The following is a 13,273-nucleotide window of genomic DNA, read 5'->3' as shown; positions in this document are numbered from 1 at the left end:
GAGCGAATTCCTCACTTCCGGCCTGACGCCGAGATTGCGGTGTGTCGAAATGTGGTCCGCGCCGATCCTAAGTCCTCGAGTCGTCACCGACGGCGGCACCGGTGGCCGACACCCCGTCGTGAAGCACCCGGTCGAGGGCGTCCACGACCCGCGGGTCGTATTCGTGCCCCAACCCCAGGTAGATCCGCTCGAGCACGGCCTCCGGGTCGTCGAGGGGCAGCCCCGCCGATTCCCCGGTGAGCAGGTCGTCGTAGGCGTTGGCGACCTTGAGGATGCGGCTACCGAGCGGCAGGGCGTGTGCGTGCGAGACGTGGTGGTGATAGGGCGACGCCTGGGCCTGCATGACATCCGCCTCGGCGTCGAGCACCCCGGTGCGCCGGGCGATGTCGGCCCCCGTCTGGGCGATGTCCTGCTGATCGGCCGGAGCGGCGAGCACGGTCGCCCCCGACGGCACGGCGCGTGCCGACCGGACCTGGCCGAGATCGTGCAGCAGGGCAGCACGTTCGACCTCGAGGACCTCACGCCGCCCGAGCCCGAGTTCGCGAGCGAGGTCGCCGGCGAGACGGGAGACCCGCGCGGCGTGCCCGGCGCGAACGACCCCGAGCGCCTCGGGCATTCGCGAGAGGGCCACGACGCTCTGGTGGGAGTGCTCGCGCATCTCCTCGTGCCGCCGTACGGCGACCTGGTTGAAGACGAGTGGCAGGAGCAGCAGCGGCAGCGCCGGCAACCCGAGGACCGGTTGCGCCATCGCGACGAGCACGGCGGTCGATGCCGGGATGATGCCGAGGGAGAGGCTCTCGCCCAGCTCGGCGACGTGGGCGACGCGGCGCGTCTCGTCGGGGCGGCGGTTGAGCTCGGCGCGCACCGGCGCCTCGACGACGAGGGCGACGTAGAGGAGAGCCAGGAGGAGCAGGGCCGTGATCTTGGCGGACCCGGTCTGCAGCACCTCGAGCAGCGCGTGGCTGCCGCCGAGGTCGCGCAGGAAGAACGAGAGCACCGCCACCGTGAGGATGCGTGGGAGGGTGCGGCGCAGCACGAGGGCGAGCGCGGGCCGGTGGGGGGCAGGCGTCCCGATGATCCCGCCGCCCACGAGGCCCAGGGCGACGACGGCGACGATCTGCGACGTCGACAGGTCGACGGCGTGGCTGGGGAGCGCGAAGACGGCCGTCAGGGCGAGCGCGGCCGTCGCTCCGACGTCGACGGTTCGTGTGGACCGGCCGCGGTCGTAGCGTTGCATCGTCGAGCCCGACAGGATGGTCGAGAAGAACAACAGGAGCAGGAGCGCCTCACCGCCCCACGGCCCCTCGGCGGGCCAGGCGCCCGAGGCCGAGATCAGGGCCACGACCGAGGCCAGCGCGAACAGCAGGCGCGCGAGCAGGACGCTGAAGCGGCGCGGGGTCCTCATCGGTCCGCCCCGCTCGCCGGATTCGCCGACGCCGCGTGGCCGGGGGCGCGCCGGCCGGTGCGCCCGCGAAGCCGTGCGGGCGTGAACGCCTCCCGCGGCGGATCCACCGCCTGCGCCGACGACGCCTCGACCTCCCCGAACGCGTCGAACCGCAGGGCCCGCGCGAGGGCGTCGACCACGTGCGGATCGAACTGCGTCCCGGCCCGTTCGCGGAGGACACGGAGGACCTCGATCCCCGGGACATCGGCGTCGGACTCGTTGACGAGGACGTCGGCGGCGTCGGCGACCGCGAGGATGCGGGCCTGCACCGGGATGTCACCGCCCGCGAGAGCGTCGGGGCCCCCCGTGCCGTCGAACCACTCCGACTCGTGCCGCACGGCCTGCGCGGCCTGGGTGAGGAACTCGATGCGTCCGAGCACCTCGTCGGCCGCCCGCGCCGCCGTGGTCGAGGCCTCGCGGGCGCCGACGCGCACCTCGGCCGTGCACCCGTCGTGCACCCCCACGGTGTGCAGGCGGGCGGCGTACTCGAGGCCCGACCTGTCGGTCGGGCGCAGGCCCAGCTCGCTCGCGATCGACAGGGCGTACCGCCCGACGCGTTCGCCGTGCGCCTTCCGCCCGTCGTCGGCGCCGGCATCCGCGAGCGCATCGACGATGCTGAACCGCACCCGGCGTTCGGCGGAGAACAGGCCGTGCATGTGACGGGTGACGATGAGCGGCGCCACGACGAGCAGCAGGGCGATGGCATCGAGCCGGCCGGGGCCCCACAACGCGACGACGAGGAACGCGACCACGGCCCACGCGAGGAACATCGGAACGCCGCGCAACACGCCGCCGGCGACGACACGGCGCCCCGGCCCCTGGGTGTCCCGCGCGGTGATCGCGAGCAGCACCACGAGGTTGGTCGCGAGGAAGGCGGCGTCGGCGAGCAGGAGCGGGCCGCCGACGTGCCGTGTGAGCGCCGATGCGAGCGTGGGGGCGGCCACCACGAGCCGCCCGTCCACGAGCAGGTCACCGGAGAACAGGAACGCGCCCCCGCTCGCGCCGTAGACGAGCGAGGCGACCGCGGAGGACAGGGCGAACATCAGGCCGTTGAAGACCGAGACCAGCCACCAGTCCTGCCGGGAGTCGAGCACCGCGCCGCCGAAGCCGAGCAGTACCGCCCCGAGCGGGCCGACGAGCGGGATCGCGGCGAGGAGGACCACGGCTGTGAACGAGAAGGAGACGCGCTCCTCACGCCTGCCGAACCTCAGCTCTGCGCTCGCTGCGGCGGCGACGAGCAGAACGGTGAAGGAGAAGGCATCACCCAGAGTCGTCGCGCGTTGGGGATATGCGAGGGCGGTGACCGCGATAGTGAGACCGGCGGTGACGACCACCGGCATGAGAATGCCAGGACGCCCGCCCCGACGGGAGTCGGAACGGGCGTCGTGTAATCCTTCGGCCCGTTCCGGCTCGGCCGGGGGTGGGCGTCGGGACTTCGGGCTGATCATTCCTCGATCTTAGGCGAGGAATGCCGATTGAGCGGGAGGGGACCGTCCTCAGAAGGAGGGGGTCCACCACCAACAACGGGACGTACGCATCGGAATCAACTCCATCTCTGTGAACCGCCGCCGCACCTCTCCCCCAAGGACTCTCACGTTGAGCGTCGGAGCGGCCGGCGAATGTCGAATTTTCGAGGTGCGTTCTCGAACCAATCCCCCATCGGCCTCGAACGCATTTCGAATATAGCCAGCTTCGGACGCCCGACAAAGTCCGTGTCGCTTTTGCTTGCGGACTCTTTGCCGGATTTACAAGACGATAACCATTGGTCGGACGTCCGAACGGCGTTTTGGACAGTTGTCCAAGAATGAAGTGCAGGTGAACAAAGGGGAAGCACGAGATATTCATACTGCCATTGGCGGCATGAACGCCGCGACGATATCGCACTCGACACCTCGAGTTGTCGCCGAACGGGGAGAACCATGCGCCCGGCGGCCTACGCGATTTTCAGAGCAGGCCGGGCCTGTGTTTCGGCGGCGGCCGGGGCCTGTGGGAAGATGCTGCGACTGCACGAACTCCGAAGGAGCCGCACCATGAGCAAACGAGCCCGCAAGCGCCGCGCGCGCAAGAAGAACGCCGCCAACCACGGCCGCAGGCCCAACGCCTGAGCACAGGGCATGAACGAGGGCCTCACCGTCAGCTGACGGTGAGGCCCTCGTTCGTCGTGCTCGCGGGTCGGGCGCGCCTCAGCCGGCGTCCTGCTCGCCGCGTACCTCGACGGTGAACGTCATGATCGTCGCCATGATCTGCATGCGCAGCGTGCGCGGCGCGGGCTGACACGCGCAGGAGCGGCGCACGAGGGCCTTGAGCACGAGGTCGCGCTCGTACTCCTCCATGCACGGACCGCATTCGTCCAGGTGGGCGCGCAGTCGCTCGCACTCGGCGGAATCGAGCTCGGAGTCGATCAGCTCGAAGACCCGCATCCGAAACTCCGAGCAGTCACTGGAACGGGCGGGCTCGGCACTCATGAGCTCACCCCCGTGTAGCCACGGTCGGCGGCGTAGTCGGTGAGCAGTTCGCGCAGCTGGCGGCGGCCACGATGCAGACGCGACATCACGGTGCCGATGGGCGTGTCCATGATCTCGGCGATCTCCTTGTAGGAGAACCCCTCGACGTCGGCGAGATAGACCGCCAGGCGGAAGTCCTCCCCCAGGCTCGCGAGCGCGCGGGTGACGTCACTGTCGGGCAGGTGGTCCAGCGCCTCGACCTCGGCGGAGCGCAGACCGGTGGAGGTGTGCGACTCCGCGCGCGCGAGCTGGTAGTCCTCGACCTCGGCCGCGTCGGACTGCAACGGCTGACGCTGCTTCTTGCGATAGGAGTTGATGTAGGTGTTCGTGAGAATGCGGTACAGCCACGCCTTGAGGTTGGTTCCGGGCTTGTACTGGTGGAACGCGGCGAAGGCCTTGGCGTAGGTCTCCTGAACGAGGTCCTCCGCGTCGGCGGGATTGCGCGTGGTGCGCAGGGCCGCGCTGTAGAGCTGGTCGAGGTAGGGCATCGCGTCGCGCTCGAACCGCGCGACCCTCTCGGTGGGGGTCTCGGTGGCCCGGTCGACGTCGGCGTCGGCAGGACGCGGCGGCGCCTCGAAGGCGCTGGACGTGTTCTCGCCGGGCTCGGGCGCTGACCTGGGGGCCGACGGGGCAGACGACTCGTTCATCGTCGTCCAGGGTAGTGCCCCGAGGCCGACTCCGCTCGAGCCGGCCGCATCGGTGAGCCCGACGAACCCCGTCTCGGCGGGGCGGCTGAGAACGAGCATGCGGTTCTCCTTCGGCGTGGATGGTCGCCGGGGTCAACGACGGCCCGAGCCGCGACATTCCCGGTCAACGACGGCCCGAGCCGCGACATTCCCGCCCGTCACCGCCCCCACCACCCTTCATCGCCCGTCAGCGCCCGTCACTCGCCCTCAGCCGCCCGTCATCGGATGTGGGCGGAGTTCAGCCGATGATCTCCCCGGTCGCGGGGTCGACGACGCCTTCGAGCTCGTCGGCGGGGGCGGGCTGCACGAGTCCTGGGCCCGAGGCCGACGACGAGCCCACCGCGCGGCCGACGGGGTAGGCGTCGAACCGCCCGGGCTCGGAGAACGCGAGCATGGCGCCGATCTCCTCCGGGTCCTCCAGGGTCGGGTCGAGCCAGCGATCCCAGTCCCGCTGCTCGAGTACGAGCGGCTGGCGGTCGTGAAGGCGATCGAGACCCGGCTCGGCCACCGTCGTGATGATCGAGACCGTGGCGAGCCACGACAGCGGGTCGGCCGGGTCGGCGGTGGGGTCCTTCCAGAACTCGTAGAGCCCGGCGAAGGCGATCGGGCGGCCGTCGGCGCGGTGCACGTAGAACGGCTGCTTACGGGGTTTGCCCTTGAGCGTGGCCGTCGGGCTCTTCTGCCACTCGTACCAGCCGTCGGCCGGCACGAGCGCCCGACGCGCGAGCGCTGCCTTGCGGAAGGCCGGCTTCTCTAGCACCGTCTCGGCGCGTGCGTTGAACATCCGCATCCCCACCGACGGATCCTTGGCCCAGGACGGCACGAGCCCCCAGGTGAGCAGACGCAGCTGCCGCACGGGCTCGTCACTCTGCTCGTCGAGTTGCTCCTCGCTCGTCTCGTCACGGGCGCCGGCCCGCCGCGCCGGACGCTCGAGGACGACCCGCACGTTCTCGCTCGGGGCGAGGTTGTAGTCGGGACTGCCCGCGGGCGGCTCCTGCGCCGACTTGAGCACCGAACGCACCGGTTCCGTCGTGCGGTCCAGGACGACGTCGAACTCCTCGACGAGGTCGTCGCTGCTCGCGGACGCGGCGTATCGACCGCACATGGGTTACTCCTCGATGTGTGTCCCGGTGGGCGCCGGGGTGCGTCCCGCTCTTGCTCGTCCCCAGGTCGGCGCACCGCGACGCAGACGCGCGGGCACCGGTCCCGACGACTACGGTAGGTGCCACGCGTCCGACGAGACGTGCCCGTCGATCCCGATCGCATCAAGGAGACACGATGATCCGACGACTCGCCCGACCCATGCTCGCAGCCATCTTCGTCAGCGGAGGGCTCGAGGCGCTGCGTCACCCGGGCGCCCGCGTGCAGCAGGCTGCGCCCTTCACGGCCAAGGTCGCCGAGCTCACGGGCACGCCGGACGACCCCGAGATGATGGTCCGCGCGAACGGCGCTCTCATGGCCACCGCCGGCCTCATGCTCGCGACCGGCCGGTTCCCGCGGCTGGCCAGCACGATGCTGGCGGCGTCGATCATCCCGACGACGCTCGTGGGCCACCAGTTCTGGAAGGAGACCGACCAGGGCGCGCGCGCGAACCAGCAGACCCAGTTCCTCAAGAACCTCGGCCTCCTGGGCGGCACGATCCTCGCCTCGGTCGACACCGCGGGCAAGCCCGGGCTCGCCTGGCGTGCGCAGAACGCCGCCAAGGCCGCCAAGCGCGAGGCCCGCCTGGCCAAGGCGCAGGCCAAGCTCGCCGTCTCCTGATCGGAGGCAGTTCACCGGTGGTCTCCCATCCCGCTCTCTGGCAGGCGCCCGCGCCCTCGACGCCGCTCGACGCGACGGTGCGCCTGCCGGGGAGCAAGTCACTCACCAACCGTTATCTCGTCATCGCGGCGCTGGCCGATGGCCCCTCGCGACTGCGCTCGCCATTGCGCAGCCGTGACACCGAGCTCATGGCCGGCGCGCTGCAGGCGCTCGGGGTCGAGATCGCCGACGCCGCCGACGGCGACTGGATCGTCACCCCCGCGGCAGACGGCCGGCTCCGCGGCGACGTCGAGATCGACTGCGGCCTCGCGGGCACGGTCATGCGGTTCGTCCCGCCCGTGGCAGCGTTGGCCGACGGGCCCGTGCGCTTCGACGGCGACGAGGCCGCCCGCCGTCGCCCGATGATCACCGGGCTCGACGCCCTGCGTTCGCTCGGCGTGCGCATCGACGATGACGGGCGCGGCGCGATGCCGTTCACCGTCCACGGTCGCGGGGCGCTCGAGGGTGGCCTCGTCGAGATGGACGCCTCGGCGAGTTCGCAGTTCGTCTCGGGCCTGCTGCTCGCGGGCGCGCGGTTCGCCCGGGGCGTCACGGTCGTCCACGACGGAAAGCCGGTGCCGAGCGAGCCCCACATCGTCATGACGGTCGAGGCGCTGCGCGACGCGGGGGTCACGGTCGACGACGGGGACCTGAACCGCTGGCACGTGGAGCCGGGGGCCATCCACCCGCTCGACGTCGTCGTCGAACCCGACCTGTCCAACGCCGCCGCGTTCCTCGCGGCCGCGATGGTCACCGGCGGCCGCGTCCACGTGCCCGACTGGCCGCACCACACGACGCAGGCGGGCGACTCGATCCGCGACGTCTTCGACATGATGGGCGGCGACGTCACCCTCACCCGCGACGGGCTCACGGTCGTCGGGCCCGAGGTGCCGACCGGTCTCGACGTCGACCTGCACGACGCCGGCGAGCTCACGCCGGTCGTCGCCGCGGTCGCCGCCCTCGCCGACTCGCCGAGCTGGCTGCGCGGGGTCTCGCACCTGCGCGGCCACGAGACCGACCGGCTCGCCGCCCTCGCCACCGAGATCGAGGCCGTCGGTGGGCGGGTCGAGGTGCTCGAGGACGCACTGCACATCACCCCCGGCCCGCCGCGACCGGCGACCCTGCACACCTACGCCGACCACCGCATGGCGATGGCCGCGGCCGTCCTCGGGTTGCGCATCCCCGGGGTCCTCGTCGAGGACATCGGGACCACCTCCAAGACGCTGCCGGACTTCCCCGGCATGTGGGAGGCCATGATCGCGGGAACCGACGGGCCGTGAGCCGCCTCGCGGATCGCTACGACGAGAGCGACGTCCGGGTCCGGCCCGGTCGGCGGGGTTCCCGCCCGCGCACCAAGGAGCGGCCTCGTCACGAGGACGCGGTCCTCGGCACGGTCCTCACCGTCGATCGCGGCCGGTACACCGTGCGGGTCGGCGACCACACGGTCATCGCGATGCGCGCACGCGAGCTCGGACGCAAGGCCGCCGTGGTCGGCGACGAGGTCGCGCTCGTCGGCGACCTGCGCGGCGGCCCCGACCGGCTCGCCCGCATCGTCCGTATCGAACCCCGTCGCTCGGTCCTGCGCCGCACCGCCGACGACACCGACCCCGTCGAACGGGTCATCGTCGCCAACGCCGACCAGCTCGTCATCGTCACGGCTCTCGCCGATCCCGAGCCGCGGCCCCGAATGATCGACCGGTGCCTCGTCGCCGCCTACGACGCCGGGCTCGACCCGCTGCTCGTGCTCACCAAGGCCGACCGCATCGACCCCGACGACCCACCCGGTGTCCTCGCCGCGTACTCCCCGCTCGACGTGCCGATCGTCGTCACGTCCTTCGCCGGTGAACTCGCCGCCGACGGCCGTCAGGAGATCAGCGGCGTCGAGGAGGTGCGAGCCCACCTCACCGGCCGGGTCAGCGTGCTCGTCGGACACTCCGGGGTGGGCAAGTCGACACTGGTCAACGCGCTCGTTCCGGACGCCGATCGCGCCACCGGCCGCGTCAACGACGTCACCGGGCGCGGGCGGCACACCTCCACCTCGGCCATCGCGCTCGAGCTCCCACCCGACGCCGACGACCGGCGCGGGTGGATCGTCGACACCCCGGGCGTCCGCTCGTTCGGCCTCGCCCACATCGACCCCGACCGCATCGTCGGCCACTTCGAGGAGCTCGCCGGCGGGCTCGAGGACTGCCCCCGTGGGTGCAGTCACGACGAACCCGACTGCGGTCTCGACGACTGGGTCGCCTCCGGCCGGGCCGGGCCGGGAGGTGCGGCCCGGCTCGACTCACTGCGCCGCCTGCTGCGAGCCCGCGCATCCTGACCGCCGAGACAGCCGCCGTTTCCGCCCTCGACCGGTCGCCGGACCACGTGAATCCCCCTCCCGTCACCCCGGGCCGGAAACCACGGCTGTCTCGGCGCGCCTGAGGACACCGCGCGGTGCCATGATCGAAGGATGTCCGGCAAGCACAAGAAGATGAAGAAGTCCCTGTACGAGGCCGAGTTGCTGCGCCTGCAGCAGGAACTCGTCGACATGCAGGAATGGATCAAGCAGACGGGCCAGCGGCTCGTCGTCGTCTTCGAGGGACGCGACGCCGCCGGCAAGGGCGGCGCGATCAAACGCGTCACGGAGTACCTCAACCCGCGCACCGCGCAGATCGTCGCGCTGCCCGTGCCCACCGAGCGCCAGCAGACCCAGTGGTACTTCCAGCGCTACGTCGAGCATCTTCCCGCCGCCGGTGAGATCCGCCTGTTCGACCGTTCCTGGTACAACCGCGCCGGCGTCGAACGCGTCATGGGCTACTGCACCCCGAAGGAGTACCGCCGGTTCCTGCGCCAGTGCCCGATCTTCGAACGCATGCTCATCGAGGACGGCATCATGCTGCGCAAGTACTGGTTCTCGGTGAGCGACCACGAACAGATGAAGCGGTTCGAGTCGCGACTCACCGACCCGATGCGCCGGTGGAAGCTCTCCCCCACCGACCTCGAGTCGCTCACGCGCTGGGAGGACTACAGCCGCGCGAAGGACGACATGTTCGTGCACACCGACATTCCCGAGGCCCGCTGGAACGTCGTCGAGAGCGACGACAAGCGTGCGGCGCGCATCAACATGATCGCCCACCTGCTGCATTCGGTGCCGTACCAGCACATCGAGCAGCCCAAGCTGAAGATGCCCAAGCGGCCCCCCTCGACGGGTTACCGGCGCACCGACCGCGAGCTCCAGCTCGAAGTCCCGGACCACGCGGCCACCGTGGGCGAGCCCGAGCACAGCCCGTACGAGGACCCCGAGGACAAGTGAGGCCCGGCGAGACACGCACGTCGAGCCGATCCCTGCCCCTTTCACCGCTGTTCGGGCGATAGCGTGTCGTCGTGCCCGATTACAACGACGACCTCCGCCTCGCTCACGTCCTCGCCGACTCCGTCGAACGCGTCACGATGGGGCGCTACCAGGCCGAGGACCTCGTGGTCGACACCAAGCCCGACCTCACACCGGTGAGCGACGCCGATCGCGACGCCGAGGACCTCATCCGCTCCTACCTCAAGCGAGCGCGGTCACGCGACGTGGTGCAGGGCGAGGAGGGTGGCACCACCGGTCACGGCAACCGCAAGTGGATCGTCGACCCCATCGACGGCACGAAGAACTACGTGCGCGGCGTGCCCGTGTGGGCGACGCTCATGGCACTCGTCGAGGACGACGAGGTCGTCGTCGGCCTCGTCTCTGCCCCGGCTCTCAACCGGCGGTGGTGGGCGGCCAAGGGCACGGGCGCGTGGACCGGGCGTTCGCTCGCCGGTGCCAAACGCATGCGGGTCTCGTCGGTGGCCTCGATCGCCGACGCGTCGCTGTCGTACTCGAGCCTGTCGGGCTGGGGCGACATCGGCCGCCGCGCCCAGTTCCTCGACCTCACCGACGAGGTGTGGCGCACCCGCGCCTACGGCGACTTCTGGTCCTACATGATGGTCGCCGAGGGCGGCGTCGACATCGCGACCGAGCCCTCGCTCGAGGTGCACGACATGGCCGCGCTCGTGCCGATCGTCACCGAGGCCGGTGGCCGGTTCACCTCGCTCGACGGGCAGGACGGCCCTTGGGGCGGAACGGCTCTCGCCACCAACGGACTGCTGCACGACGAGGTGCTTCGGCGCCTCGGCACGAACGAGGAGTGAGACTCCCCCGCGCCTAGGCGACGACGGTGACCGGGCGGCCGAGGGATTCGAGCGGGCCTGCGATCTTCTCGGCGTCACCGACGACGACGATCGTCCAGCGTCGATCGACGTGCTCGGTGTACGCCCGGGTGAGGCGCTCGGGGGTGAGCGTGAGCGTGTCGGCCAGCACTTGCGAGGTGTGCGCCGTGCCGAGCCCGTCGAGCGCACGAGCCGCGGCCTCGGCCGCGATCGCGTCGGCCGTGGCGAAACGGCCCGGCGCGGTGAGGGCGAGGAAGTCGACGCCGGCGCGGGTCTCCTCGGCGGTGAAGCCCTGGGCGGCGCCGTCGAGGATGCCGAGGGTGAGCTCGAGGGCCTCCCGCGTCACCTCCGTACGCACCGAGCCCGACACCATGAACAGTCCGCCGTCGTGCCGGGGGCGGGCCGCGGCCCGCATGCCGTAGGTGTAGCCCTTCTCCTCGCGCAGCACGACGTCGAGCCGGGCGTGCGGCGAACCGCCGAGCAGGTAGGCGACGACCGGGAAGGGCGCCCAGCCACCTGCGACCCGGCGGTCGGGGCCCGTGCACCCGAGATGCAACTCGCTCTGGACGCTCCCCGGGCGATCGACGACGACGAGGCGCTCGGCGTCGTCGGCCCGGACGAGGGGTTCGGGGGACGTCGGCGTCACGGGACCGCGCCAGCCCGCGAACGCCGAATCGACGAGCGCGGTGATGGGCACGCCACGCAGGTCGCCGGCGACGACGATCGTCGAGCCGTGAGGGCCGACCCCGGAGTGTCGCGCCCGAACGGCTCCGCTCGTGATCGCCGCGACCGTCTCCCGCGACCCGGCGGTCGGGCGGGAGGCGCGGGTGCCGGGCGCGTAATAGGTGGCGGCGAACTCTCGTGCCGCTCGCATGCCGGGGTTGGCGTCCTCCTGGTCGATCTCGGCGAGCCGGGTGCGCACCTGTCGCGCGACCTCTTCCTCGCCGAGCTCGGGGCGGGTGAGGACGTCGACGAGCAGACCGAGCGCGTCCTCGACGCGGCGGGCGGGCACGTCGAGGTCGACGGCGAGGCCGCGCTCCCCCACGCCCGCGTGCAGGGCCATGCCGGTGCGTTCGAGGAGCTCGACCATCTCCTCGGCGTCGCGGCCGGCCGCGCCCTCGTCGAGCGTGCGGGCCATGATTGATCCGACGCCCTCGAGGGCCTCGGGCTCGGTGTCGAGTGGCAGCCGTGAGACGACCTGTACCGAGAGCACGTGCTGGCCGGGCACGTCGAACGTCATGAGGTCGGCCCCGCAGCTCAGCCGCTTCGTGTCGCCTGTCGGAAAGGCCCAGGGACCGGGGCGTGAGATCTGTGGACGCGTGCTCATGCCGGGGCTCCTTCGTGGGTCGTCACGTCGCCCTCGTCGGCGGTGAGGTCGGTCGGCAGGTCGCGCGCGGGATAGACGACGGCGGCGCGGGACTCCGGCCGCAGCCAGACGTCGGCGGCCCGGCGGACGTCCTCGGGAGTGAGGGCGAGCAGACGATCGAGATGGGTGTTGATGCCCTGCGGGTCGTCGTAGAGGGTGGTCAGCCGGCCGATCTGGTCGGCGCGCTGCTCGACGTCGGCCAGCGTGGAGAGCCACTCGCGCTCGTTCTGCGCCGCGGCGGCCTCCATCTCGATCGCCGTGGGCCCCTGAGCCGCGAACTCCTCCAGTTCGGCGACGATCGCCTCCTCGAGCTCCGCGAGCGAGACACCGTCGGTGGGCTGGGCCGCGACGAACCCCAGCGAGACGCCGTCGGCCAGACCCAGGGCCGCGGCGGAGGCGAAGGTCGCGATCTCGGTGCCGCGCACGAGCCGCTTCTCGAGCCGGGAGATCGCGATGCCGCCGACGATCTCGAGGGCGAGGGCGGCCGCGTCGAACTCGCTCGTGTGGTCCGGTGGCAACCGGAACCCGAGGTAGAGCCGCGGCGCGGGTACGGCCTGATCGATCTCGACGCGCGTGGCCGCGGTCAGCGGCGGCAACGGCGGAGTGGCGGCCGGCGGCGGATCCTCCCCGCGGCGCAGCTCGCCGAAGTACCGCTCCGCCGCCGCGACACCCTCGGCCGGGGTGAGGTCGCCGCACAGTGTGAGCACGGTGTTGCCGGGGTGGTACCAGCGGCGGAAGAAGTCGTGGACGTCGTCCAGCGTCGCGGCGTCGAGGTCGGGCATCGACCCGATCGTCGGGTGGTGGTAGGGGTGCCCCTCGGGAAAGACGCTCGCGTACAGGTGGTGCAGCGCCTCGCCGTACGGCTGGTTGTCGTAGCGCTGCCGCTTCTCCTCCTTGACGACGTCGCGCTGGTTGTCGAGGTTCTCCTGTGTCACCGCGTCCAGCAGGTAGCCGTGCCGGTCGGCCTCCATCCACAGCGCGAGATCGAGCGCGCCCGCGGGCAGGGTCTCGAAGTAGTTCGTGCGGTCGAACCACGTCGTCGCGTTGAGCCGCGCCCCTGCCGCCATGAGCGCCGAGAAGTGCTCTCCGCTCGCGACATTGCGCGAGCCCTGGAACATGAGGTGCTCGAAGAGGTGGGCGAAGCCGGTGCGCCCGGGCTGCTCGTGCCTCGAGCCCACCCCCACCCAGAGGTTGACGGCGACCACCGGGGCGGCGTGGTCCTCACTGACGACGACCCGCAGCCCGTTGGGCAGCGTCGTGATCTCGACGGGGTAATCCAGGGGCATCACCCCAGCCT

The 13,273-nt window shown here is 71.4% G+C and carries 13 protein-coding genes; 6 read left to right on the top strand and 7 right to left on the bottom strand.

Going from position 1 to position 13,273, the window contains the following annotated elements; all coding sequences use genetic code 11:
- Positions 1-67 precede the first annotated feature (67 nt).
- Positions 68-1,405 carry an HD-GYP domain-containing protein gene (locus tag BN1197_RS02035; RefSeq protein WP_052465870.1) on the bottom strand — a complete coding sequence of 446 codons (1,338 nt, stop codon included), beginning with the start codon at positions 1,403-1,405 and terminating at the stop codon, positions 68-70.
- Complete coding sequence (locus BN1197_RS02030; protein WP_141397183.1) at positions 1,402-2,778, bottom strand: HD-GYP domain-containing protein; 1,377 nt, start codon at positions 2,776-2,778, stop codon at positions 1,402-1,404. The genes BN1197_RS02035 and BN1197_RS02030 overlap by 4 nt, the downstream gene beginning before the upstream one ends.
- Before the next feature lie 696 nt (positions 2,779-3,474).
- Between BN1197_RS02030 and BN1197_RS18065 the strand changes: the two genes are divergently transcribed.
- Complete coding sequence (locus BN1197_RS18065) at positions 3,475-3,549, top strand: 50S ribosomal protein bL37 (RefSeq protein ID WP_390622699.1); 75 nt, start codon at positions 3,475-3,477, stop codon at positions 3,547-3,549.
- A 78-nt stretch (positions 3,550-3,627) separates the two neighbouring features.
- Here the strand turns inward: BN1197_RS18065 and rsrA are convergent, their stop codons facing one another.
- From rsrA to BN1197_RS02015, 3 genes are all read right to left on the bottom strand, one after another.
- A complete protein-coding gene (gene rsrA / locus BN1197_RS02025; protein ID WP_040155747.1) occupies positions 3,628-3,909 on the bottom strand; it encodes a mycothiol system anti-sigma-R factor in 282 nt (93 codons plus the stop codon).
- Positions 3,906-4,694, bottom strand: coding sequence for a sigma-70 family RNA polymerase sigma factor (locus BN1197_RS02020; RefSeq protein WP_040155744.1), 789 nt, complete (start codon positions 4,692-4,694; stop codon positions 3,906-3,908). Before BN1197_RS02020 ends, rsrA begins: the two co-directional genes overlap by 4 nt.
- A gap of 178 nt (positions 4,695-4,872) precedes the next feature.
- Positions 4,873-5,739 (bottom strand): SOS response-associated peptidase, encoded by an 867-nt coding sequence (locus tag BN1197_RS02015; RefSeq protein WP_040155742.1) that lies wholly within the window; start codon positions 5,737-5,739, stop codon positions 4,873-4,875.
- Positions 5,740-5,912: 173 nt separating this feature from the next.
- Here BN1197_RS02015 and BN1197_RS02010 point away from each other — a divergent pair, with 173 nt between their 5' ends.
- The 5 genes from BN1197_RS02010 (at position 5,913) to BN1197_RS01995 (ending at position 10,592) form a co-directional block, all read left to right on the top strand.
- Positions 5,913-6,395, top strand: a complete 483-nt coding sequence (locus BN1197_RS02010) for a DoxX family protein (RefSeq protein ID WP_040155741.1) — start codon at positions 5,913-5,915, stop codon at positions 6,393-6,395.
- Between the two features lie 17 nt (positions 6,396-6,412).
- Entirely contained in the window at positions 6,413-7,714 is a 1,302-nt protein-coding gene (gene aroA / locus BN1197_RS17225) for a 3-phosphoshikimate 1-carboxyvinyltransferase (RefSeq protein WP_040155740.1), read from the top strand.
- Positions 7,711-8,754 carry a ribosome small subunit-dependent GTPase A gene (gene rsgA / locus BN1197_RS02005; protein WP_040155737.1) on the top strand — a complete coding sequence of 348 codons (1,044 nt, stop codon included), beginning with the start codon at positions 7,711-7,713 and terminating at the stop codon, positions 8,752-8,754. Before aroA ends, rsgA begins: the two co-directional genes overlap by 4 nt.
- Before the next feature lie 132 nt (positions 8,755-8,886).
- Positions 8,887-9,729 carry a polyphosphate kinase 2 gene (gene ppk2, locus BN1197_RS02000; RefSeq protein ID WP_040155735.1) on the top strand — a complete coding sequence of 281 codons (843 nt, stop codon included), beginning with the start codon at positions 8,887-8,889 and terminating at the stop codon, positions 9,727-9,729.
- A 71-nt stretch (positions 9,730-9,800) separates the two neighbouring features.
- On the top strand, positions 9,801-10,592 hold the full coding sequence (locus BN1197_RS01995; protein ID WP_040155732.1) for an inositol monophosphatase family protein: 792 nt from the start codon (positions 9,801-9,803) through the stop codon (positions 10,590-10,592).
- A gap of 13 nt (positions 10,593-10,605) precedes the next feature.
- On the opposite strand, the gene BN1197_RS01990 is transcribed toward BN1197_RS01995, so the two are convergent.
- Positions 10,606-11,937, bottom strand: coding sequence for a M16 family metallopeptidase (locus BN1197_RS01990; RefSeq protein WP_040155730.1), 1,332 nt, complete (start codon positions 11,935-11,937; stop codon positions 10,606-10,608).
- A complete protein-coding gene (locus BN1197_RS01985) occupies positions 11,934-13,262 on the bottom strand; it encodes a M16 family metallopeptidase (protein ID WP_052465869.1) in 1,329 nt (442 codons plus the stop codon). The genes BN1197_RS01990 and BN1197_RS01985 overlap by 4 nt, the downstream gene beginning before the upstream one ends.
- Between the last annotated feature and the right edge of the window lie 11 nt (positions 13,263-13,273).

Source organism: Mobilicoccus massiliensis (assembly GCF_000826525.2).
GTDB lineage: Bacteria > Actinomycetota > Actinomycetes > Actinomycetales > Dermatophilaceae > Mobilicoccus > Mobilicoccus massiliensis.
The sequence above is the reverse complement of the archived record's forward strand: the minus strand, read 5'-3'. Positions and strand labels throughout refer to the sequence as shown.

Coding starts and splice junctions, on each gene's coding strand:
- BN1197_RS02035 (WP_052465870.1), bottom strand. CDS start 1,405: ATGAGGACCCCGCGCCGCTTCAGCGTCCTGCTCGCGCGCCTGCTGTTC.
- rsrA (WP_040155747.1), bottom strand. CDS start 3,909: ATGAGTGCCGAGCCCGCCCGTTCCAGTGACTGCTCGGAGTTTCGGATG.
- BN1197_RS02020 (WP_040155744.1), bottom strand. CDS start 4,694: ATGCTCGTTCTCAGCCGCCCCGCCGAGACGGGGTTCGTCGGGCTCACC.
- BN1197_RS02015 (WP_040155742.1), bottom strand. CDS start 5,739: ATGTGCGGTCGATACGCCGCGTCCGCGAGCAGCGACGACCTCGTCGAG.
- BN1197_RS02010 (WP_040155741.1), top strand. CDS start 5,913: ATGATCCGACGACTCGCCCGACCCATGCTCGCAGCCATCTTCGTCAGC.
- ppk2 (WP_040155735.1), top strand. CDS start 8,887: ATGTCCGGCAAGCACAAGAAGATGAAGAAGTCCCTGTACGAGGCCGAG.
- BN1197_RS01990 (WP_040155730.1), bottom strand. CDS start 11,937: ATGAGCACGCGTCCACAGATCTCACGCCCCGGTCCCTGGGCCTTTCCG.
- BN1197_RS01985 (WP_052465869.1), bottom strand. CDS start 13,262: ATGCCCCTGGATTACCCCGTCGAGATCACGACGCTGCCCAACGGGCTG.